The sequence below is a fragment of the Cyclobacterium xiamenense genome (assembly GCF_042140265.1).
Taxonomy (GTDB): Bacteria; Bacteroidota; Bacteroidia; order Cytophagales; family Cyclobacteriaceae; genus Cyclobacterium; species Cyclobacterium xiamenense_A.
On sequence record NZ_CP159481.1, the window covers coordinates 1,850,898 to 1,875,000 of the forward strand.

Annotated in this window: 16 protein-coding genes and 1 tRNA gene (1 of these 17 running past the window's edge); 13 read left to right on the top strand and 4 right to left on the bottom strand. The window is 49.6% G+C overall.

The window, feature by feature from the left end:
- The first annotated feature begins 2 nt into the window (after positions 1-2).
- The 7 genes from ABWH99_RS07900 (at position 3) to lpxB (ending at position 12,546) form a co-directional block, all read left to right on the top strand.
- On the top strand, positions 3-1,925 hold the full coding sequence (locus ABWH99_RS07900; RefSeq protein ID WP_375585746.1) for an OmpA family protein: 1,923 nt from the start codon (positions 3-5) through the stop codon (positions 1,923-1,925).
- 154 nt (positions 1,926-2,079) lie between these two features.
- A complete protein-coding gene (locus tag ABWH99_RS07905) occupies positions 2,080-5,061 on the top strand; it encodes a SusC/RagA family TonB-linked outer membrane protein (protein WP_375585747.1) in 2,982 nt (993 codons plus the stop codon).
- 17 nt (positions 5,062-5,078) lie between these two features.
- Positions 5,079-6,509 (top strand): RagB/SusD family nutrient uptake outer membrane protein, encoded by a 1,431-nt coding sequence (locus ABWH99_RS07910; protein WP_375585748.1) that lies wholly within the window; start codon positions 5,079-5,081, stop codon positions 6,507-6,509.
- A gap of 3 nt (positions 6,510-6,512) precedes the next feature.
- Positions 6,513-7,331, top strand: a complete 819-nt coding sequence (locus ABWH99_RS07915) for a DUF4843 domain-containing protein (RefSeq protein ID WP_375585749.1) — start codon at positions 6,513-6,515, stop codon at positions 7,329-7,331.
- Positions 7,332-7,367: 36 nt separating this feature from the next.
- Positions 7,368-10,847: a S8 family serine peptidase gene (locus ABWH99_RS07920; protein WP_375585750.1), complete on the top strand. Its 3,480-nt coding sequence runs from the start codon at positions 7,368-7,370 to the stop codon at positions 10,845-10,847.
- Between the two features lie 121 nt (positions 10,848-10,968).
- Entirely contained in the window at positions 10,969-11,388 is a 420-nt protein-coding gene (locus ABWH99_RS07925; RefSeq protein ID WP_375585751.1) for a 6-pyruvoyl tetrahydropterin synthase family protein, read from the top strand.
- A 30-nt stretch (positions 11,389-11,418) separates the two neighbouring features.
- Complete coding sequence (gene lpxB, locus ABWH99_RS07930) at positions 11,419-12,546, top strand: lipid-A-disaccharide synthase (RefSeq protein WP_375585752.1); 1,128 nt, start codon at positions 11,419-11,421, stop codon at positions 12,544-12,546.
- 114 nt (positions 12,547-12,660) lie between these two features.
- Here the strand turns inward: lpxB and clpX are convergent, their stop codons facing one another.
- The 4 genes from clpX to ABWH99_RS07950 form a co-directional block, all read right to left on the bottom strand.
- The gene (clpX, locus tag ABWH99_RS07935; protein ID WP_375585753.1) at positions 12,661-13,887 is read right to left on the bottom strand and encodes an ATP-dependent Clp protease ATP-binding subunit ClpX; all 1,227 of its coding nucleotides are present in this window, start codon (positions 13,885-13,887) and stop codon (positions 12,661-12,663) included.
- Between the two features lie 4 nt (positions 13,888-13,891).
- Positions 13,892-14,566 carry a ClpP family protease gene (locus ABWH99_RS07940; protein ID WP_375585754.1) on the bottom strand — a complete coding sequence of 225 codons (675 nt, stop codon included), beginning with the start codon at positions 14,564-14,566 and terminating at the stop codon, positions 13,892-13,894.
- An 82-nt stretch (positions 14,567-14,648) separates the two neighbouring features.
- The gene (gene tig, locus ABWH99_RS07945; RefSeq protein ID WP_375585755.1) at positions 14,649-15,977 is read right to left on the bottom strand and encodes a trigger factor; all 1,329 of its coding nucleotides are present in this window, start codon (positions 15,975-15,977) and stop codon (positions 14,649-14,651) included.
- Between the two features lie 93 nt (positions 15,978-16,070).
- Positions 16,071-16,152: transfer RNA gene (locus ABWH99_RS07950), tRNA-Leu, on the bottom strand.
- A 226-nt stretch (positions 16,153-16,378) separates the two neighbouring features.
- On the opposite strand from ABWH99_RS07950, the gene ABWH99_RS07955 reads away from it, so the two are divergent.
- From ABWH99_RS07955 to ABWH99_RS07980, 6 genes are all read left to right on the top strand, one after another.
- A complete protein-coding gene (locus ABWH99_RS07955; protein WP_375585756.1) occupies positions 16,379-18,598 on the top strand; it encodes a RelA/SpoT family protein in 2,220 nt (739 codons plus the stop codon).
- Between the two features lie 58 nt (positions 18,599-18,656).
- Positions 18,657-19,151, top strand: coding sequence for a Fur family transcriptional regulator (locus tag ABWH99_RS07960; protein ID WP_375585757.1), 495 nt, complete (start codon positions 18,657-18,659; stop codon positions 19,149-19,151).
- A 3-nt stretch (positions 19,152-19,154) separates the two neighbouring features.
- Complete coding sequence (locus ABWH99_RS07965) at positions 19,155-19,499, top strand: STAS domain-containing protein (protein WP_375585758.1); 345 nt, start codon at positions 19,155-19,157, stop codon at positions 19,497-19,499.
- 116 nt (positions 19,500-19,615) lie between these two features.
- Positions 19,616-20,887 carry an adenylosuccinate synthase gene (locus tag ABWH99_RS07970; protein ID WP_375585759.1) on the top strand — a complete coding sequence of 424 codons (1,272 nt, stop codon included), beginning with the start codon at positions 19,616-19,618 and terminating at the stop codon, positions 20,885-20,887.
- A gap of 233 nt (positions 20,888-21,120) precedes the next feature.
- Positions 21,121-23,448, top strand: coding sequence for a PKD domain-containing protein (locus ABWH99_RS07975; RefSeq protein WP_375585760.1), 2,328 nt, complete (start codon positions 21,121-21,123; stop codon positions 23,446-23,448).
- Positions 23,445-24,103, top strand: the 5' portion of a protein-coding gene (locus tag ABWH99_RS07980; RefSeq protein WP_375585761.1) for a type IX secretion system membrane protein PorP/SprF. 370 nt of this gene lie beyond the right edge of the window; the window shows 659 of its 1,029 coding nt (coding positions 1-659); it begins with the start codon at positions 23,445-23,447; its stop codon lies beyond the right edge, outside the window. The genes ABWH99_RS07975 and ABWH99_RS07980 overlap by 4 nt, the downstream gene beginning before the upstream one ends.

Below are 24,103 nucleotides of genomic sequence, written 5' to 3' on the forward strand. Positions count from 1 at the left end.
TGATGATGCGCCAGGTCCTGCTTGTTTTCCTGCTTACTTTTGTCGCCTGCCTGCAGGTTCAGGGGCAGGCCTATTCCATCATTGACAAACGGGCCATCGGGTATTACGAAGAGGGGGAATCTTTTCTGAGCAGAAAGCAATTTGGCGAGGCCGCGGATAAATTCCGGGATGCGTACCAGCGAAGTAAGGATTTTTACGAGGCCTACATCCGGCACGCCCAGACCCTGTTGACTACCGGCAGGTCGGAGGAGGCGCTGGAAGTGGTGCGTCTGGCCGAAAACCGACTGGCGATCAAGGATAGCGACCTTTTCCGAGGGAGACTGGCCTGGCTGAAGGGCCAGGTATTGGTGGAAATGGGGCATTTTGAAGAAGCCCTGGAAGCGGTGGAGCAGAGCACGCCGTATCTTACCGAAGAATTTACTGCTTCGGATTCCTACCGGGAAAACATGCAACAGTTTCGCATGATTGAGGAAGGAATCCGGAATCCGTTGTCCCTGAACAAGGAAAAATTACCCGCCCCGCTTAATCGGTTTCAATTGCAGTATTTTCCGGTTTTGACGGCGGATGGTAAACGGATTTTCTTCACCAAGCGGGATGGGATGTCTGCCCGGGACCACGAGGATATTTTTTTCTCCAACCGGGATGAGGGGGATTGGACGGTGCCGGAACCCATATCTCTGTCCATCAATACCCGGTACAACGAGGGCACCTGTACCATTTCTGCCGATGGCCGGTTGCTGATTTTCACTTCTTGTGACACACCGGATTCGTTTGGAAGTTGCGACCTGTACCTCACCGAGCGGGTCAATGGCTCCTGGCAAAAACCGCGAAATATGGGGAGGAATGTCAATTCGCGCTTTTGGGACTCTCAGCCCTCCCTGTCGGCCGATGGCCGTATGCTGTTTTTTTCTTCCAATAGACCCGAGGGCAAGGGAGGCAACGACATTTGGTTTTCGAAAAGGGACGAAACGGGGCAATGGTCCCCTGCGGAAAACCTCGGGCAGCCCGTCAATACGTCGGGAGACGAAGTGTCACCCTTTGTATTTTTTAACAACACCGTACTTTTTTTTGCCTCGGACGGGCACAGCGGTTTTGGAAAGAAGGACTTGTTTATCAGCCGCTACACCAGCAGGGGCTTTGGTGCGCCGGAAAATCTGGGTTATCCCATCAACGACCAAAAGGATCAGTTGGCGCTGTTCATCACCGCGCAGAAGGATTATGCCTACTATACCGAAAACAGCTACCATCAGGGCAAGGCGGACAGTTCGTTTTTGTACCGGTTTGACTTCCCTGAAGAAATCGATCTGGGGGAAAACCTGGTCGTGACCGAAGGAAGGGTGCTCAACGAGCAAACCGGAGAACCGGTAGAAGCCGTGCTCTCCCTGGTCAATTTGGAAAACGACAGCACACTGTACACGTTTCGCTCCGAAGGCGAAGCCGGGACCTTTACGATGATTTATCCCGATAAGTCTTTCTCCGGTCTGTACGTAGAAAAGCAAGGATACATGCCCCGCATTTTCAATGCGGATCGGGACAACCTGAAAAACCAAAAGAACCTGGAAATATATCTGGAACCCATTTCTTCCGGAAATCGATTTGTTTTTGAAAACGTATTTTTTGATTTTGACGATACCCGGCTGAAATCGGCGTCGATCAGTTCTCTAAAGCGTCTCGTTGCTTTCTTGGAAACGCACCCTGCGATCTCCATCACCATTGCGGGTCATACCGACAACGTGGGCAGCGATGCATACAATCTCACCTTGAGTACCCAACGTGCACTGGAGGTGAAGGAGTTTCTCGTGGAATCCGGTGTTGCCGAATCCCGCATTGACACCCGTGGGATGGGTGCTTCGGACCCTCTTGTGTCCAATGAGACCGAAGAAAACAGGGCATTTAACCGGAGGATTGAGGTGATCATTCGGTAAGGGAGCCCAGAAATAACGGGTTTTCACAAACCGATTGCCTTTTTACGCGTTTATAAGTCAGTAATTCCGCCCGATCGGTAGCTTATCTTTACTGCTTGCTTTGGAATATCCATGGAATTTGTAGTAAATTGGTTGACTGTTCACCTCAATATGTATGATGAAGAAAGCGTTACCACTTGTACTAATCCTCCTTTCTCTAGTTTTCCGGGTTCAGGCACAGAGCAGCCGAACAGTGACCGGCACCGTGACGGACGCAGAAGCGGGTTTGCCGATTCCCGGGGTCACCGTAATGGTGCGGGGTACCGACACGGGCACGGTCACCGATATCGATGGAAAGTATCAAATTGACGTGTTCGAAGGAGATAATGCCCTGGTTTTCCGCTTTATCGGGCTGCAAGCCCAGACGGTGACGATCGGGAACCGCAGTACGGTCGATGTGGTGTTAAGCCCCGATGTGACCTCCCTGGATGAAGTAGTGGTGACCGCCTATGGAGACCAGACACGCCGGGAAGTGACCGGGGCCATTGCTTCGGTCAAGGGAGAGATTTTTCAGGATCTTCCCATGCAGTCCTTTGACCGGGCCATGCAGGGAAGGGTAGCCGGAGTACAGGTTACGGCAGGTTCCGGACAGCCGGGTGGTACATTGAACGTGCAGATCCGCGGGGTGGGCTCGATCAATGCCGGCACACAACCGCTTTATATTGTGGATGGGGTACAAGTAGCTTCCGGAGGTCTTTCCGGTCAGGGTCCACAAAATGCCCTGGCCTCCATCAACCCCAACGATATTGAATCCATAGAAGTGTTCAAAGATGCGGCGGCCGCTTCCATTTATGGGGCACAGGCTGCAAATGGCGTGGTACTGATCACTACCAAACGCGGAAAACAGGGAAAAACAAAAGTGCGGGTCTCCGCACAGGAGGGCCTGGTGCAGCCGCTTGGTTTCTACGATGTAATGAATGCCAACCAACTGGCCTCTATCAAGCGGCAGGCTTACATCAATGCCGGTCTCAATCCCCGGGACGCCGAATCGATTTTCGGAAGTCCCAGTGACACCGATATTCAGAACACCGATTGGGTGAACGCACTTTTCCGGGAGGGCCGGCTGCGGGTGTACGATCTGTCCCTGTCAGGTGGAGACGACCGCACGCAATTTTTTATTTCCGGATCCCATACCTACCACGAGGGGCAAATCATCATGTCCGATTATTCCCGAACCACCGGGCGGATGAACCTGTCCCATAATGTAAACGAAAAATTCAACATCAATGTCAATCTTTCCCTTTCCAGGCAAATTACCAATGGAACCATTGATCGGGGGAACTTTGTGAACAGTCCCTTTGTGGCGGGCTACGTTTCCCGCCCCAATGTGCCGATTTTCAACGAAGATGGCACCTTTGCAGAATACCCTTCCGAACACCTTTTTGGGTACAACATCGTGCAGGGTGTCCGTCAGGAGCTTCGGACGGGAACCAGCTACCAGTCGGTATCCAACCTGCAGATGACGTACAAGATTCTTCCCTGGCTGGGCTTTACTGCTTTCGGAGGCCTTGATTTTTCCGATAACCGGGACGAGAATAACCGTCCGTCGACCATTCCGGCTTTTGCCAGTTACGGTGGATCTTCTACCTTCGTGGACCGGCGGATCGTCAATTCCAATGCCAATGCCAATTTCAACGTAAACAAAACCTTTTCCGATCTGCATACCGTTTCAGGCATACTGGGCTACGAATACAAGATGGAAACCCAGGAAAATACCTCCGCAACGGGTCGGGGCTTTCCCAATCCCGTGTTGCGGTACCTGCAGAATGCGGCACAGCCGTTTCAGGTGGGAGGTTTTTACACTGAGTACGCACGGTCCGGATTCTTCGGACAGGCCAAATACGACTACGACGACCGATACACCTTTGACCTGACGGTCCGCCGCGATGGATCTTCCCGCTTTGGAACCAATACCCGTTGGGGTAATTTTGGTGCCGTGTCGGCCGGATGGCGCCTGTCTTCAGAGCGGTTTATGGAAAATGCCCGCTGGGTGGATAACCTTCGGCTCCGGGCCTCCTACGGGATCACAGGAAATTCCAACATCGGCAATTTTGAATCCCGCACGTTGGTGGGTTCGGCCGGGCAGTACCTGGGGGGAGGAGCCTTGCGCTTTGTGCAGTTAGGAAACGATCGTCTGACCTGGGAGGAATCGGTGTCTACCAATATTGGGGTAGACGCCACCTTGTTTAACGGACGCATCATCGCAACGGTGGACGTGTGGCGGAAAGATTCGCAAAGTTTGTTGTTTGAGACCCAGCTTCCCATCGATTCCGGCTTTGGCTCCATCACGCGGAATACAGGAAAAGTACGCAATCAGGGGATCGACTTTGATTTGCAAACGACCAACGTGGTCTGGGGGAAGTTCCGCTGGAGCACGGCTTTCAATACCTCGATTTTTTCCAACGAACTACTGGAATTATACGAGGGGCTAGACCGATTGGGGAATGACTTGATCGTCGGAAAGCCCATCAGTTTTTACTATGCTTACGAGTATGCGGGGGTGAATCCCGCCAATGGAGCACCCATGTATTTTGATGAGAACGGGGAATACACCTATTTGGTCACCGACGACGACCTGAAATACATTGGCAGTGCCTTGCCCTGGAATTTCGGTGGGTTATCCAATACCTTCGCCTATGGTCCACTAAGCCTGGAAGTGTTTTTTCAGTACCAATACGGAAACCTGGCATTCAACCAGGATTTGTATAACCTGGCGCAGGCCGGATCCATCGGGCAGGACAATCAAACGGTGGACCAGTCGTTTTTCTGGCGCGTGCCCGGGCAAATCACCAACGTGCCGAAGCCCTACGAAGGGGGGCGGGTTCCAGGCCATTCGGGCTACCAGCAGTTTTCTACCAAACAGATTTCTGACGGTAGTTACATACGGCTAAAGCAGGTCACCCTGAATTACAACCTCCCAAAAAACCTGCTTTCGAAGGCCCGGATAGACGAAATGAACGTATTTGTCCAGGGGCTTAATCTTTGGACCCTGACCAAATACAACGGCCTGGACCCGGAGGTGAATTCCATCGGAGATACCTACGGAACCTACCCCACAGCCCGGCAAATTACCGCAGGAATCAACCTTACCTTTTGACAGGAATGATAAAGAAGATGATAAAAACATGTGTTTCGATGGGGTTGGTAGCACTTCCCCTGATGGCGTGCACCGATTTGAATACCACCCCCAGGCAAAGCCTGACGCCGGAGGTCGCTTTCAACGACGTGTCCGGCTACCAATCGGTCGCCAACTCCATGTATAACCGGGCTACGAGCTTCAGTTACTACGGCCAAACCATGATGATCGCCCCGGAGATTTTAGCAGATAACTTGCGACTGGTGGCCAATACCGGCCGGTACCAGGGTGAAGAAGCAAACGGGGATCGGGACCACATTGCCATTTGGAACGGGGTGGTGTACGGCGGTATCAACGACGCCAACCTAATCATCGAAACCATCGACGACGAGACGGTGTCCGGAGAAGAACAAGAAAAATCTTTTATCAAGGGTGACGCCCATTTTATGCGGGCCTTGTTCTATTTCGATTTGTGCCGGGTCTATGGTTACGAGCCGGGAAGGGAAGTAAATGGCTTCAATCTGGGACCGATCCTCAGACTCCAACCCACCCTGGTAGCTTCCGATGCCGATTTCCGGACCCGGTCCACGGTAGAAGAAGTATACGAGCAGATCGAGCGGGATCTGCTGGCTGCCATTCCTCTGGTGGGAGCCGTTCCGATTGGTTCAGAGGGGGTTTACTACGCCAATACCGGCGCAGCCCTCACCCTGCTCGCCCGTCTCTACCTATATTGGGGGCGCATGGAGGATGCGGAGGCAGCGGCAACCTCGGCCATGAATCTCCTTGGACTGCGCACCAACGGGGATGGACTGCTGGAAGCGGGACAGTACGTGCAGGGTTTTTCCCGGGCCCCCCATCCGGAATCCCTGTTTGAACTAGAGCTTCGTCAGGTGGATTGGAGCAGCGTGGATGGGGTAAACAATAGCCTGAATTCCCTGGTCTCCGACAACGAACCAGCCGCACAGTTTATCATCGGTGCGTCGAATGAATTGATGGCCGCTTATGAAACCGGAGACGTCCGCCGTGAATGCTGGAGGGAAACCACCCGGGAAGGAATAGAGGGGCCGGTATACGCCAGTAGAAAATGGACCGGCTACAAGGGAGATTTTTTAGAGAACCTTCCGATCATTCGTGCGCCTGAGTTGTACCTAATTCGGGCAGAAGCCCGGTACCAAAACAACCCGCAGGGAGCCAGGGAAGATATCAATGCGCTCCGATCCAAGCGCGGACTGGGCGCGATCGACAACCTGCTTTCGGGAGAAGCCCTGCTCAACCGCATCCTCTTGGAGCGAAGGCTGGAATTTGCCCTGGAGGGGCATCGTTTTTTCGACTTGAAAAGAAACGGCCGAGACATTAGCAAACATGCGGATTTTCTGGAAGTCCCCTACACCGATTACCGGATTCTGGCAAACCTGCCTTTGTCCCAGATTCAATTGAATGAAAACCTTGAGCAAAACCCGGGATATTAAGTTATGGATACCTTACAACGAATCGTCGGATGTGTCTTACTGGTAGGAATGGTGTTCTGGGTTTCTTCCTGCATGGAAGAATCCGGGTTTACGATTGTCTGGGAGGGCATGGAAGTGGAGTTTGAAGATGCCTCCCGCCCCAACAATACCATCCGGAAAATCATGACCAAACGAAACGACACCCAAGTGGATCAGGAGGTCGTACGGGTGAATTTGGTCGGTGCACAGGTCGATCAACCGGTAAATCTTTTGTTGGGCGTTGACCCCACATCCACGGCGGTGGAGGGCGTGCATTACCGTCTGAGCAACCCGGAAGTGACCATACCTGCGAATAGCAGCTTTGTGGATGTGCCGCTTGAGATATTGACGGGAAATCTGGCGAATGAAGAAACGCCCAATTTGGTCCTGCGCATTTTGGATGCCGGGCCGACGAAAATCAGCACCAATTACAACCAATTGACCATTGAGATCCGACTTTCCTGCCCATCGGATTTGGCAGGGGTGTACAGCACCGTTACCGTAGGGACGGGAGGAACGGTCAACTACGAGGTGACCATTACCGAGTTGGAGCCATTTACCTATCGGATTTCCGATATCACCGGTGGGGTGTATTCCCAAACCTTCGGGGCGGAAGACAATCCGGCCGTCTTTACCGAGCTATGTGGAGAGATTACCATCACCGATCAGCCCGATTTGGTTTTCGGAGGAGACACCTTCAACGGGACCGGTAGGGTAAACGACGACGGTACCATTCGCATAAGTTGGAGAACGGAGGAAACCGAGGAAAGCGGTGTCACGACCCTGACCCGGGTGGTGGAATAGCCGGTCACTGGTAATGAAGAAGAGAACAGTAGCCTGATGAAATCATCAGAAACGTTTGTAAAAAATCAGATGAAAAAAACGCTCATTTTGATCGCTTTCCTGTTTGCGGGAGGGTTGGTTGTCGCCCAGAATACGGGGGATACCCGAGGAGGATTGCAGAAAGTCCGGACCGAAGTTTTTCAAAAGTTGCAGCAAAACGTAAAGCAGTACAGTTTGGGCCCTGCAGAAAAAATAGCCCTTGCCGAAGAGTTGGGTATTCCGGTACGCATACAGCTTTCGGACCGGCGGCTGGCGGTTTTTCAATACCTTGACGAAAGCAATCATCCGGTCTATTATACCACGCACAATCTGGCGGCTGCTGAGGCGACAGGTACCAATGCCTTGCAGGAGGGCGGAAGTCTTGGTCTAAGCCTTGCAGGAGCGGACATGGTGATTGGCATTTACGATCAGACCCGTCCGAAGGCCTCCCATAATGAGTTTGGCAATCGGGTCACCCAAATCGACGGGTCTACCGAGGAGATCAGTAACCATGCCACGCACGTTACCGGTACCATCCTCGCTGCAGGCAATAACCGAAATGCCCGAGGCATGGCCAATCAAGCCACGGGATGGGCCTTTAACTGGGATGCAGATATTTCTAAAATGACCCAAAATAGCTACGACCCGCAACTCAATCCGCAAGGGCACCTGGTGTCCAACCATTCCTATGGATTTCTGACGGGCTGGTTTCGGGATAGTAATAGCAATTGGGCCTGGTCAGGTAACGAGGGCGTCAGTCCAAACGAGGACTATCGCTTTGGTTTTTATTCCAACAAATCCAGACAAATCGATGAGCTATCCTTTGCAAAGCCCTATTACACCATTGTTTGGGCGGCAGGAAACGACCGATCGGATGTAGGGGACGGGTCCAGGGATTCAGACGGTCCCGACGATTCCATTGGTCCCGAGGGAGTCGCGAAAAACAGCCTTACTGTCGGTGCCGTTAATTTACTGGGCGAATACACCAATCCCAGAGATGTAATCATGAGTTCGTTTTCGAGTTGGGGTCCCGTGGACGACGGCCGAATCAAACCGGATCTGGTGGGTAAGGGGGTAAATGTGTTTAGTTCGGCCATATTGGAATCCACTAATGCGGACAGTTATGCCAGTCTGAGTGGCACCTCCATGGCAACGCCGAATGTCTCGGGTTCCTTGCTTTTGTTGCAAGAGCTTTACGGAGACCGAAATGCGGGGAGGTACATGCTTTCTTCCACGGTGAAGGCGCTGGCGATACAAACCACAAAAGAAGCCGGCATGAATCCCGGTCCGGATTATATGTTCGGCTGGGGACTGCTCGATGCTGCAGCCGCAGCCCGAATGATAATCGATGAAGACGGTAGTTCTACCATTATCCGCGAGCGGGACCTGCGGCAGGGCGAGGTATACGAATTTGAGTTTATTTCCAATGGAATAGAACCCATCAAAGCAACCATTGCCTGGACCGATCCTGCGGGGTCGCCCCCCTCACCCAGCCTAAACCCAGCTAATTTGATGTTGGTCAATGACCTGGATTTACGAATTATTGGCGAAGACGGGACTACCTATTTTCCCTGGACGCTCGATCCCCGGGATGGGTCCAGCGCCATCGCCTCCAATGATACCGATAACTTCCGAGACAATGTGGAGCAGATTGAGGTTACCAACCCTGCACCACAGCGCTACACCCTTCGGGTAAGTCATAAAGGAACCCTAACCAACGGAATACAGCCCTTCAGTTTGGTTTTCTCTGCCGGGGTTTCCGGAGGGCAGTCCAGTACCCTGTATTGGATAGGCAGCGATGGTGATTGGGATAATCCCCGGAATTGGTCCCTCAGTAGCGATGGAGTAGCTGCTAACCGGGTACCCGATGCCGGGACACGGGTGGTCATCGACCGCCCGATCGAAGGTGAACGAATTGCCCTGGGCCGCGAAACAGACGTTTTCAGCTTGAATATTTTTGGAGATAACGGTTGGGTGCTTGACCTGGATCAAAATGAGCTACGTGTACGCAACGGATTCCGTTCGAGTAATAACCTGACTGAGTTGCAGAATGGGCAAATCCGGTTTGAAGGTGCGGACCAAAACGAGAATATCCTGGATTTTGGGCAGTTGACATTCACCGATATCGACTTGTTCTTCGAGCAAGGGCAGTGGCGCATTCTGTCCATGCCCCCTCCAACCCGTTTGGATATAGAAGCGGCAACCGTCGATTTTGCAATGGACAGCCTGTCGGTGCGTTCCTTTGCCCTGGGAGCCAATGCAGCGCTTCGGGGCAATCTGGAGACGTTAGCATTTGAGGTTGATTTCCGCAGTCTCCCGGGCGCCAGTATCGAAGCGGAGTTGAATTTGGTATTTACCGGAGAAAACGGCGTGTTTGAAGACCTCGCCGCCACCCGCTTGGCACGCCTGAAAAATAGCGGGGGAGTACTGGAGCTACAAGCCACCGGATTGATAGAAACCCTCGAATTGAACGGGGAGACCCGTGTATTACAGGACAACATCCAGGTAGAGGTGCTGGCATTGAATAGCGGTGCCCAGTTGGTTTTGTCCAGTGGGCAATCGTTGACGGTCGTGGAGACGATCAGTCACTCGGGCGGTCCAAATGCCCAATCCATGATTCGCTCCTCCGGCAAAGCGACTTTGATTCACAATCCCTACAGAAAATACTGCTTTGACGGGCTAAGTGTAGAAAACGTGGACCTGCAGGGCGAGGCTGTAATCAACCTGAATCCACAGTCCTCTGTTATCAATGCGGCCAACTGGAGCAATATTCGCTGCGAAAACGTGCTTTTTGCCAATTTTGACGTGGAGTTTAACTGTGCCGGAGGGGTGACCGAATTTATCAACCTCTCGGAAGGTAGTATCAACCGCTACCGCTGGAACTTTGCCGGATTTGGTACCTCCAGTGAGGCGCAGCCTACCTTTATTTTTTCAAACGCCAGAACCTATTTGGTGCGATTGGAAATTGCCGGTCCGGGTGGAGAGACCACCTTCGAACGAAGCATTACCATCAATCCCAATTCCCTGCGTAAACCGGAAATCGTTGCCAATGGGGCGCAGCTTACCTTACGGGTGCCTGCGGCTTCGTACCAATGGTACAACAATGGCGTCAAGATCCCAGGTGCTATCGAGCGGTCCCTACTGGTGGAGGATGGCGGGGCCTATCAGGTGACCGTGATAGACGATCAGTGCAACCGGATTTCGGATCTGGTGGTAGTTTCCAGTACGGGGGACGATACCTTTTCCGGAAGGGCCGGCTATGCATTGGGCCCCAATCCGGTAGGGGAGCGGTTGTCTCTGTTCATGCACAATGATTTTAGAGGAGAGGTGGCGGTGTCACTTTTTGATGCAACCGGCAGGGAGCGGTTTCGCGATTCCTTCGCCAAAACGGCCCATGGAATGGAGTACCTGATGGATTTTGCCTATCCGGCGGGTCTGTACCTGGTACAGGTCCGGGCGGGTAAGGAGGTGCATACCTTTAAAGTGTTGAAGGAGTAGGAGCAACTGGCAGCGGTATCCCAGGACTTACCTCAGCTGTAGCTGCCAGGTTTTGCCAGGATTATTGGAATGTTTTTGTGCCTTTTTTATGTACCTTTGTGGCCGGAATCGAATAAAACCAATGGTACACGTTTGTCGGAAGGAACATTTTAACGCAGCCCATAAATTATGGAATCCCAAATGGTCCGAAGAGAAAAATAAGGCTGTCTTCGGACCCTGCGCCAATGAAAACTGGCACGGGCATAATTTTGAACTGATTGTCACCATCAAGGGTAAGCCCGATATGGATACCGGCTTTGTGGTAGACTTGAAGCAGTTAAGCACCCTGATACGGCGGGAAGTAATCGACAAGGTCGACCATAAGAACCTGAACGTGGACGTACCGTTTATGGCAGGCAAGATGGCCAGCTGTGAAAACCTGGTCATGGAATTTTGGAAAATACTCCAGCCATTGGTGGATGAGCTGATAAAAGAAGGAGGCCTGTACAAGCTTACCCTGTATGAGACACCACGGAATTTTGTGGAATACTACGGGGAATAACCCCTATTGGAACCAACAAACCCCAGTCCGTTGAACTATTACATCATCGCCGGCGAACGTTCCGGAGACCTGCATGCGTCGAACTTGATTCAGGGATTGAAAAAAGTAGACGCGCATGCCCAATTCCGGGGCATGGGCGGGGATTATATGGAGGCAGCCGACTGTTTTTTGGTGGCTCATTACCGGGAAATGGCCTTGATGGGCTTTGTGGAAGTAGTGCTTCATTTTCGCCGGGTACTAACGTACCTGAATAAGATCAAAGCCGATTTGCTGGAGCACCGACCGGATGCCCTGGTATTGGTTGATTTTGGTGGGTTTAATATGAAGATGGCAGCGTTTGCCAGCAAGCAGGGAATACCTGTTCACTATTACATTGCTCCGAAAGTATGGGCCTGGAACCAAAACCGGGCCTATACCCTTAAAAAGTACGTCGATCAGCTGTATTGCATTTTGCCCTTTGAGCCCGAATTTTTCCAAAAATTCGATTGGCAGGTTGCCTATGTGGGAAATCCACTTTTGGATGAAACGAAGAAGTTCCGGCCGGATCCGGATTTTTTGGAAAGGAATCGAATCCGGGCGGATAGGTTGGTGGCCTTGCTTCCGGGAAGCAGGAAGCAGGAAATCAGCCAGATGCTGCGAACCATGATCGCGTTGAAATCCGAACTCAAAGAGGTGGATTGGGTAGTGGCAGGGGTTAGCAACCTTCCTGCTGAGGTGTACCAGGAAGCAATCGCCGCTGGAATAAAGGTGATTTTTGACCAGACCTACGATATCCTGTACCGGGCCCGGGCAGCGGTGGTGACCTCTGGGACCGCTACTTTGGAAACGGCTTTGTTTCAGGTCCCGCAAGTGGTGGTATATAAGACCAGCAGCATCTCCTACGCCATTGCCAAACGGTTGATCCGGGTGCCATTTATTTCCCTGGTGAATCTGATCGCAGGAACAGGGTTGGTCAAGGAGTTGATCCAATCGGATTACTCGGCCGCTTCGGTGAAAAAGGAATTACAGGCCTTGCTACCCGACGGTCCCAGGCGGCAGGCCCTATTGGAAGGGTATGGCGCCCTGATAGAAAAGATCGGTACCAAACAAGCATCGCTGGAAACGGCCGAATTGATTTTTGGCTCCCTGTCTGGGCGGGCGGTTGCAAGCAACCCCTAATGGTTGCCTCGGCTGCTTGTACTATCCAAAGACTTTCTGGTCGATTTATATTCCGACAAAAAAAAGCCCCCCGAGTGCTCGGGAGGCTTGATTAATGGATGAAACTTCAGTGTGTCAGGCAACCTGAAGCTTTTTGAATTTAGATTTTTCGAACTGGGAACTGGCATATTCAAGGTCGATCACCAGGGTTTGTTCGCCTTCTTCGGAAGGCAATTCGTACATGGCATCCGTAATGATCGCCTCGCAAATGGACCGAAGTCCCCGCGCACCTAAATTGAATTCCACAGCTTTTTCCACGATAAAATCGATTCCCGACTCCTCAAAGGTAAGGGTCACGTCCTCCATGGCAAGCAACTTGATGTATTGCTTCGTCAATGCATTTTTTGGCTCCGTTAAGATTCGCTTAAGTGTTGCTTTATCGAGTGGGTCCAGGTGCGTAATGACAGGAAGTCTGCCGATCAGTTCCGGTATGAGTCCGAAGGCTTTGAGGTCTTGCGCGGTCACGTACTGCAACAGGTTGTTTCGATCAATTGCCTCTGCACCCGATTTTTTATTAAAACCCAGTGGTTGGGTGTTTAGTCTGCCAGCAATATGTCTTCCGATCCCATCGAAGGCGCCTCCGCAGATAAACAGGATGTTTTCCGTATTGACCGAAATCATTTTTTGGTCCGGATGCTTTCTTCCTCCCTGTGGCGGCACGTTTACCACGGTGCCCTCCAGTAATTTTAGCATGGCCTGCTGCACCCCTTCTCCACTGACATCGCGGGTGATGGAAGGATTGTCCGATTTTCTGGCTATTTTATCAAGCTCGTCGATATAGACGATGCCTCGCTCGGCGGCTTCCACATTGTAATCGGCTGCCTGCAGCAAACGGGTGAGGATGCTCTCCACATCCTCGCCTACGTAGCCTGCTTCAGTCAGTACCGTAGCATCGGCAATACAGAAAGGTACTTCCAATGTTTTGGCCAGCGTTTTGGCCAGGTAGGTTTTTCCGGTTCCGGTATCGCCTACCATGATTATATTGGATTTTTCGATTTTAACCCCGTCCTCTTTGTCCTCTTTTTGTCCCAATCGCTTGTAATGGTTGTATACGGCAACGGTCAGCACTTTCTTCGCTTCTTGCTGACCGATGACGTATTCGTCCAGGTAGGCGGTCAGTTCTTTCGGCTTTTTTAGATTGAACTTGGGTTTTTTGGACTGTTTTTTGGTTTTGTCCTCTTCTCCCAAAATCTGGAATGCTTGTTCGATACAATAATTACAGATATGGGCAGAAATACCGGAGACCATAAGATCCACGTCTTTTTTATTTCTACCACAAAAGGAACACGTTACTTGAGCCATTCAGTTATTCTTTTTCTTTTCGCGTCAATACTTCGTCAATCAGGCCATACTCTTTGGCAGCGGAAGCCCGCATCCAGTAATCCCGGTCTGAATCTTTCTCAATTTCTTCAATGGATTTACCGCTGTGATTTGCCAGGATTTCGTACAACTCTGTTCTCAGTTCCAAAATTTGCTTGACAGTAATTTCCATGTCCTTGGACTGTCCTTGCATACCACCCGATGGCTGGTGGATCATGATCCTGGAATGTGGCAATGCGGCCCGCTTACCAGCAGCACCTCCCGCCAGCAGAACGGCACCCATTGAGGCGGCCAATCCTGTACAAATGGTACCTACTTCGGGGTTGATGTATTGCATGGTATCGTAGATTCCCAGGCCCGCGTAGACCGATCCTCCCGGACTATTGATGTAGAGCAAAATGTCTTTCTTGGAATCGACCGATTCCAGGAACAATAGCTGTGCCGTGATGATATTGGCAATATGGTCGTCTACACCGGTGCCGAGGAAAATGATCCTGTCCATGATCAACCGGGAAAAAACGTCTATTTCTCTAAAATTGGTAGGGCGTTCTTCGATTACTGCCCGGGTCATGTTTTCTACGGAATGGGTATATTGGTCAAAGGTGTTTCCACTGATTCCTTGTCCTTTGACTGCGAATTTTCTAAACTCTTCTTTATTCATCGTACGATTTATTTATTGGACGGATACAAAAATAAAAAAAGCCCTTACAAAAGGACTTTTTATGAACAAATAATTTCAGCAATTAGTTTTCGAGGAGTTCCTTAAACTTTTCTACCCCAATTTTCTCCTCCTTTATTTTTGCCTTTTCCCGGACAAAATTCAGCACCTTTTCGTTCTGGACGGCGGTGAGCATTTGCATGTAATTTTTCCCTTCATTTCCCTGGAGGTAGTTTTCTAAAAACATGTCCATGTTATCCTCTAGTTGAGAACCCATCCCGGAAGAAGCCAGTTGCTCGCGGATCATTTCTTTTGTTTTTTCGATCACGTCCTCGTGTTCTGCCTTAATTTCATTTTCCTTGGCGATCTGATTGGATAGCAGAGACCAGGTAAGTTGTTTGGCGTAGGCGGGAAATTCTTTTTCTACCTCTTCCGGGCTGAATTTTCCTTCATTGGCACGTACCAACCATTCCTTCAAAAACGCCTCGGGAAGATCAAGGGGATGGGCCTTAATCAAGCTTTCTTTGAGTTGCTCTTCGTTAAAGACTTTTGCTTCTTTTTGGTAGTTTTCCGTGAGGATGGTCTTGATTTTATCCAGAAAGGCTTCTTCCGAATCTACCTGACCGGGTCCAAATACCTTGTCAAAGAGTTCTTGATCAAGGGTAGCCTCTTCGGTACGATTGATATTCTGTACGGTGAAGGTGAAATTTCCTGTCAGCTTTTCGGCTTCCTCTTTTCCGATATTCAGGATGTCCGCCAAGTCACCTTTGATGGCCTTGGATGGATCAAAGCTGATGGTATCCCCTTTTTTCACGCCAAGAAATTTCTTGACAGACCGTCCGTCCATTTCCTTTAACGGAAGGGAAAGTGTTTCTTCAAAACTTTCGTCTTCGGCTTTCAGATCGCCGTATAAAAAATCGTTTGCTGCACTTTCTTCGGGATTGGTCATTTTCCCGTACTGTTTTTTGATGTTGTCCAGGGCCTCGTTAACTTCCTTATCGGAAAGCGTGATGGAATAGGTTTTTACTTCCAGTTTTTGGTCCAGGTCTACTGGGATTTTTTCTAAAAACCCAATTTTGTATGCAAATTCAAATTCTTTTTGCTTTTTCCAGTCGATGGAATCGGTCTCTTCTTCCTTGGGAAGAGGATCTCCCAGGACTTCAAATTCCTGCGCTTTTAGGTAATCGTTCAGGGATTTGGACAATATTGCATTGATCTCCTCCACCAAAACAGAGGTGCCATACAGATTTTTCACCATGCCAAAGGGCGCTTTACCTGGGCGGAAACCTTTGATGGTCGCCTTTTTCGCATAGTCTTTTATCTTGGCATCAACCTTTGGCTGATAATCGGCCTCTTCCAATTTTATTTTGACAGAGGCTTCATTGGCTGCATGTTTGTCTAATGTAATTTCCAAGGGATGTTTGTTTAATGTTTACCAATAACAAAAACCCTCCATCCTGATGTACCAATAAGGCAGCGTATCAAGATCGAGGGATTTTCAAGGGTGTGCGGATGGAGGGACTCGAACCCCCATGCCTCGCGGCGCTAGATCCTAAGTCTAGTGCGTCTACCAATTTCGCCACATCCGCATGTGAAGTGAAGTTTCTTTTTACGTTTACTACCGTATGTAATAAACCGAAGCGTTTTCGCCCTGGCGGTTTCGGTTCACTGCCGTTACCGGAAAATCCGCTGTTTTAAATGTGGATGCAAAGGTAATCATCAATTTTAAAGTTTCAATAAGTTGATCTAAAAAAATTAAAATATTACTTTAAGGTTTGGTTCCCTGGACCGGATTAATTTTATAACTTGTATCACATGATTAAAGTTGACGTAGAAGAGGAACGGAAAGAGATTTTAAAGCGGTATCGTAAGTTATTGAAGGTTGCGAAGCCGCTATTAAAGTCCGGTGATGCCAAACTTATTAAAAAGGCATTTAACGTTGCCAATGAGGCGCACAAGGAGATGCGTAGAAAATCCGGTGAACCCTACATATACCACCCACTGGAGGTGGCCTTGATTTGTGTAGAGGAGATCGGATTGGGAACCACGAGTATTATTTCGGCCTTACTTCACGATGTGGTTGAGGATACCGATCTCGAGTTGGAAGACATCGAGCGGGAATTTGGAGTAAAAGTGGCGCAAATCATTGATGGCCTGACCAAGATCGCCGGGGTTTTTGATTACGGTACCTCTCAGCAGGCGGAGAATTTCCGAAAGATGCTGATCACATTATCCGACGATGTTCGCGTGATTTTGATAAAATTGGCCGATCGGCTAAACAACATGCGGACACTGGAATCAATGCCTCGTCACAAGCAGCTTAAGATCGCCTCTGAAACGAAGTTTTTGTATGCCCCGCTGGCCCACCGGTTGGGTTTGTACTCCATCAAGTCCGAATTGGAGGACTTGCACCTGAAATTTATGGACAAGGAGGCCTACGAATTCATCATCAAGAAAGTGAAGGATTCCCGCTTATCCCGAAACAAATTTATCAAAACCTTTATCGCACCCATCGAGAAGGAGCTGCAGGACCAGGGCTTCACGTTTGTCATCAAGGGACGGCCCAAGTCGGTTTATTCCATTTACAATAAGATGAAGTCTCAGAACATTCCCTTTGAGGAGGTGTTCGACTTATTTGCCATTCGGATCATCATCGATACTCCTTACGAAAACGAAAAAGCAGATTGCTGGCAGGTCTATTCCACGGTTACAGATTTTTACCGGCCCAATCCGGACCGGTTAAGGGACTGGATCAGCACGCCAAGAGCCAATGGCTACGAGTCCTTGCACACCACGGTGATGAGTCAGACCGGGCAGTGGGTGGAAGTACAAATACGCACCCAAAGGATGGATGATATCGCCGAACGGGGCTATGCGGCACATTGGAAATACAAGGAAAAGGAGAACGCTCCGGAAAAAGCCGCAGGCAGCCTTGACGAATGGATCACCCAGGTTCGAACCTTGCTGGAAAACAATGACGGTTCTGCCATCGAATTTATGGATGATTTCCGGGGGAATTTATTTCAGGACGAGGTATTCGTGTTTACACCGAAAGGGGACCTGAAAGTACTTCCCTTTGGTGCGACGGCGCTGGACTTTGCCTTCGAAATCCATTCCGAAGTTGGCGCCAAATGTATTGGAGCCAAAGTCAATCAAAAACTGGTCTCTATCGGGCACAAACTGAAGAATGGAGACCAGGTAGAGATTCTTACTTCGGGCAAGCAAAAGCCCACCGAAGATTGGCTGAAGTCGGTAGTCACCTCCCGGGCGCGGGCAAAAATTAAAGATGCCCTGAAAGAGGAGAAAAAAGGCTACATGGTGGACGGAAAAGAGATCGTTCAACGAAAACTCAAGCAGATGAAAATTGACTTTTCTTCTGAGATCGTCGAACAACTAAGAGCTTTTTTCGAGACGAAAACCACTTCTGAGTTTTACTATAAAGTGGGGAGGGGGATCATTGATCCCACTGCCATTAAGAGTTTCCGTGATTTTAAGCAAAAAAAGAAATCCAGGAAGAGCCCCTTGCTTCATGTGACCGATGAAAAATCCTTTACCAAGGAAATCAAAAATTTGAAAGGTCCCGACCACGATCAGTTATTGATCGGGGAGGACATGGATGTGGTGGACTACATTCTGGCCAAATGTTGCAATCCCATCCCGGGCGACGACGTATTTGGCTTCGTAACAGTAAACGAAGGAATAAAAATACACCGAACGGCCTGTCCCAATGCCCTGGAACTGTTGTCCAATCACGGCAATCGCGTCATTAAAGCGCGTTGGACGAGTCAGCACCAGATCGCGTTTTTAGCGGGGTTGAAGATTGTTGGGACCGACCGCGTTGGATTAATCAGCGACCTTACCAAAGTTATTTCGAACGAATTGAAGGTAAACATGCGCTCCATCACCGTAGATTCCGACAGCGGAATTTTTGAAGGGAGCATCAAGTTGTACGTGCATAGCACGAATCATTTGGAAAAACTTATCGACAACCTATCCCGGGTACCTGGCGTGCTCAAGGTCTCCCGGTTTGATTAGCGCGAGGAAAGCGGCCTTTTTCAAATAAGAACTGTATATTTGTAAAAAAAAGCAATGTATGGCTTCAACCGAAAGTCTTTACGAAAAGGTGAAGAAAATCTTTACTGCCTACCTGGAGAACAAAAAACTGAGAAAAACACCGGAACGGTACGCCATTCTTGAGGAAATATATAGCCGCGGGGGCCACTTTGACGTGGAGGGCTTGTATATCAGTATGAAAAATAAAAATTACCGGGTCAGTCGTGCCACCGTTTATAACACCCTGGATCTTTTGGTGGAATGCGATCTGGTCACCAAACACCAATTTGGGAAAAATCTGGCACAGTACGAAAAATCCTATGGGTACAAACAACACGATCACCTCATTTGTACGGAGTGCCACCAGGTGAAGGAATTTTGCGATCCCCGAATTCAAAACATTCAAAATACGGTAGGAGAAATTCTTCATTTTAACATCATCCATCACTCGTTATTATTATACGGAAACTGTACGGATGAAAATTGCGAATTCAAAAAAGGCGCACAACCCGAAAAAACCACTACTAAACGCTAATCCATGAAAGCAGAATTTGAGTCCCAGGTGCAGGGGAAAACATTGGTAGTAAAAATCAAGGGAGATTTGATTGGAGACGAGTCGGGCCCGCGTTTGGTCGGGATCGTTTCGGATGGATTAGAGGAAGGGGTCCGGAATTGTATCGTGGATCTCAGCCAGGTACGGTACATAAGTTCCAGCGGAATTGGTGTTTTGATAACCATCCTCACAAAAGTAAGAAATGCCGACGGGGAGGTGCTCCTTACGTCTCCCTCGGAACATGTTAAAAAGCTGCTGATCATCACCAAACTGAATAATATTTTTACCGTTTACGACTCCCTGGAAGAAGCATTGAATCAATCCAGTTAGTCCTGAGATTTTTTTATTCCGAATAAAAAGCAACCGGAAGTTGTAAAATTTTACAATACTGGCAATCTTCACGGCAAATTTTAATACAAGACTTAGGTATATATTTTATAACGATAATGAAAATGGACGTTCTTTTAGGTCTCCAATGGGGTGACGAAGGCAAGGGAAAAGTAGTGGATTACCTGGCGCCGGATTATGAAATTGTGGCTCGGTTTCAGGGAGGGCCCAATGCGGGTCATACGTTAGAGTTTGATGGGATCAAACATGTATTGCATCAAATACCCAGTGGGATTTTCAGGCAAAACATTCATAATATTATCGGAAACGGTGTGGTATTGGACCCGGTGGTCCTCAGAAAAGAAATCGAGGCCCTGAAAAAATTCAATATCGACTTCAAGAAGAACCTCGCCATTTCAAAGAAAGCGACCATCATTTTACCTACTCATAAGTTGTTGGACGCGGCGTACGAAAAGTCCAAGGGAGACAAGAAAATCGGGTCCACACTCAAGGGAATTGGCCCCACCTACCAAGATAAAATTGGTAGGATGGCGCTACGGGTTGGTGACATGCTCGGTCCGGATTTTCGGGAAAAATACAACGAATTGGTACACCGGCATACCTCTATTCTGGATTACTATCAATTCAGTCTCAAAAATCTCCCCGCGCTCGAAGCCGATTTTTTTGAGGCTGTCGAGTTTATTAAGTCATTGCAATTGGTAGATACCGAATTTGAGGTGAACGCCGCATTAAAGTCAGGAAAAAGGGTACTGGCAGAGGGAGCACAAGGAGCCCTTTTGGATATTGATTTTGGTAGTTATCCCTTCGTCACCAGCAGTAGTACCATGACCGCAGGTGCTTGCACGGGGCTGGGTGTTCCCCCTACCTCTATAGGGGAGGTGTTTGGGATTTTTAAAGCCTATTGTACCCGTGTGGGAAGCGGGCCCTTTCCTACGGAGTTGTTTGATGCAGCCGGCGAAAAAATGAGAAGGGAGGGAAACGAATTCGGCTCCACAACCGGAAGAGCCCGACGCTGTGGCTGGCTCGACCTGCCCGCACTTAAGTATTCCATCATGATCAATGGAGTCACCCAGCTTTTTATGATGAAAGTGGATGTGCTGAACGGGTTTGAGGAAATCAGTGTCTGCACGGGATACGAGCTTCCCGACGGAACATTTACCGATCGACTTGTATTGACAGGTTCAGACCAGGAGGCAAAACCTGTATACCATCGATTGAAGGGGTGGAATTGTTCCTTACAGGACGTGACTACCTATGCTGATTTTCCCGAACCGCTAAAAAATTATGTCGACTATCTGGAAGACGAATTGGGAGTGCCCATCACCATGGTTTCAGTGGGACCAGATCGAAAAAAAACGATTCTTAAATGATTCATCCGGATTCAATCAAAAAAGGCTTCTTTTCACCGAATAAAAGAAGCCTTTTTTGATTTGTTTTTTATTTGCCTATCTTAATACCGGATCTTGACTTACCCTGGTTTTGGATTTGCTAACGGAAGAGAAAGTAAAACCTTTTGCCGTCCGGAAAGCTTATCAAAAGAGAAGGAGGAAGGCGTGTAGGGCCGAAGATCCTTTCTTTGATTCTTTCATTTCTGGATTTCAGCATGTCCAAAATAAATGCATTTGTTCTTCTGCTTTGCGCATCACTCCCATGCTTGCCCGTTTTCGGACAGCAAGGCTTTCCCTATTGCGAGTCCTTTCAAGGACAAATCGAGCGACAACAAACAGTCTTGGGAGGTAGCGCAAAACTTTTTGACGGAGTATTGCGGCTGACGGAGGCGGTTTTGGATCAAAATGGGTTTGTGTACATCGATGTTCCCTTTTCATCCAGATTTGGCGTCAAAGCGTCGTTCGAATACTTTAGTTATGGTGGAGACGGAGCCGATGGTCTGTCAGTGTTCCTATTCGACGGGGCAAATGAGGCATTTTCTCCCGGGGGGTTTGGAGGTTCCCTGGGCTATGCTCCTAGACAAGGGACAACCGGTTTGTCCCGTGCCTACATGGGAATTGGATTTGATAGTTTTGGAAATTTTGGAAATACCTCAAGTGGAAAATCGGGCGGGTTTCCCGGGCAGGAGAGCCTCCTACACCCCAACAGCATTGTGGTCCGTGGCCCGGGACAGGGCGCGGATGGCTATGCGTTTATTGCGGGCGTGAAGACCAACGAGGGCGGGCAGAATGGGCTACCTGCAGATCAGCGCTTCCCCATTAGTTCGGGTGGTATTGGCACCCGACGCGTTACAGATCCGGACGCTCCTGGATACCGGAAGGTACTGGTAAAACTAAGGCCGGATGAATCGAGCATGGGATTCATGCTGGACGTGGAAATGATTTTTACAACGGTCCAGGGAAACCCCCGGCAAATCAGTTTGCTGGAAAATGTCCGGTATGCCTTTCCTGCACCCGAGACGCTTAAAATAGGATTTGCCGCTTCTACCGGAGGACAGACAAATATTCACGAAATCAGAAACTTGCTGGTAGAAGTGGCCGATGAAGATCAGCTCGCTTTTCCCACCACAGATCCAGTGGAGGGTTTAACCGCTTGCCTTGGCCAGGAAAATTTCCTCGAATTACCGGAAGACAAGATTCGCCTACCCAACGAGGGTTCGCGCATTGCCTGCGTCCGTTTTTTTGCATCGCAAGAGGATATTCCCAACCAGGTTTCTGATCCATGCCTGACCGGATCCTGTGGGGATACGGGTGGAGTACTTGCACTGCAAGAGGGAACGTTCAGGTACCTCGGCCAGGGAGGTAACTTTTCGTTTACACCCAGCCAGGGGTTTACAGGTAGCGAGGTTCAGGCCTACTATACGATTACAGACAACTACGGCAAAACATCGGAGGGAAGTTTACTGAAGATGGAGGTATACACGGCGCCAGAACCCATCACGCTGATGGTAAACGACCTGCCCCTGGATCGGCTGGACGGCTGCCCCGATGAAGAAATCACCCTGAGCGTTTATTCTGCAGAGCCATTGATTGCTTATGAGTGGTTTTTGGATGGAGTCCCGCTTCCGGGAGAAACCGATCCGGAACTCATGGTCTCGGCTCCGGGCCGCTACTCCGGAAGGGTGACTTCCTTTCAGGGATGCCGATTGCTGACGGATACCACGGAGATTCTTTTCCCGGAATTTCCGGAACTGGAAATTGAACCAACGGTGATTATCTGCGACCCGGACATTTTTCCAGACCTGCGGCAATACATTTCGGACTATGACGGGATCGCCTATGATTACCAAATGGAATCCGAACAGGGAGATATTTTTGAAAACGATTCCATCACAGCGATTGCTACCGAAGGGGTCTTTCTTCTGCGCGTAAAACCCAAAGGACTCGATTGTTGGTCGGACCCCGTTACTTTCAGGGTCGTGGTGCCCGATGAGCCGTTACGGGCTATTTTCGACTATGTGCTAAATGCTACAGGGCTCAAAGAAGAAGCACCGGATGGGATTCTTGCAGACGACCGGATTCGGTTTTTAGATCGATCGGAGGGTCTTCCGAGAAGTTGGGAGTGGGATTTCGGTGATGGCACCGTAAGTAACCAGCGTTCCCCCTCCCATGTATTCGGGGAGAAGGGTGAGTTTTTGGTGACCCTGACGGTTCGAACCGGTCCCGATTGTGAGAGTACTTTTCAAATGCCGATAACCATCCGAAGAACTTATCGGGTCATGTTCCCCACGGGCTTCACGCCAACACGCTCGGAGGATCGATTTTTCGTTCCTAAAATGAAAGGTATCGCATCCATGGACCTGAAGATATTTAGTAGTTGGGGAGAGTTTTTGTATCAAACCACGGACGTAAACGGAGATGGGTGGGACGGAACGGTAAACGGCAGCCCTTTGCCTCCCGGAACCTATGCCTACAGAGCAGATTTTGAAACCACCAGAGGGGAAAAAGTGTCCCGGTCCGGTAAATTCCTGTTAATTAGATGAGGACAGTATTTAGACGATCGATTATCTTGTTTTTGATGCTTTGTGTTCGGCAATTGTGCGCACAGGACATGCAATTTTCCCAGTTTTACGCTGCACCCATTTACCTGAACCCTGCATTTACCGGAAGCACAGAATGGACCCGGGTGGGAATGAATTACCGCAACCAATGGCCTGGATTGGATCACAGTTTCAATACGTTTTCCGCATACTTTGACCACTTTATTGATCACCGGAACAGTGGGATTGGCGTTATTGCGAACGGCACCCGGGATACCTTTGCCCAGCTGCAAAACATTGACCTGGGCCTGACCTATTCGTACCGGGTTCGTTTGGGTGAGGAGCGGTTTTTGCACGCGGGTTTTCAGGCGAGCTTTGTGAATAGAAATGTTAATGTAGAGAGTATCGTGCTCGGGACGCAGTTGGACATAGACCGGGGGATAGTGGTAGGTGAGGGGGTAAACTGGGTGACAGAGGTCAGCCAGCGTAGTCACGAGGATATCAATGCCGGCCTCTATTATTATGACGACAAGTTTTGGTTGGGTGTTGCGGCCCACCATCTGACACGGCCTTACACATCGTTTTTGCAAATGGAGGAAAACAGGCTTCCCATCCGGTATTCCGTGCATGGCGGTGTGACGTTTGATGTGTTTAGTAA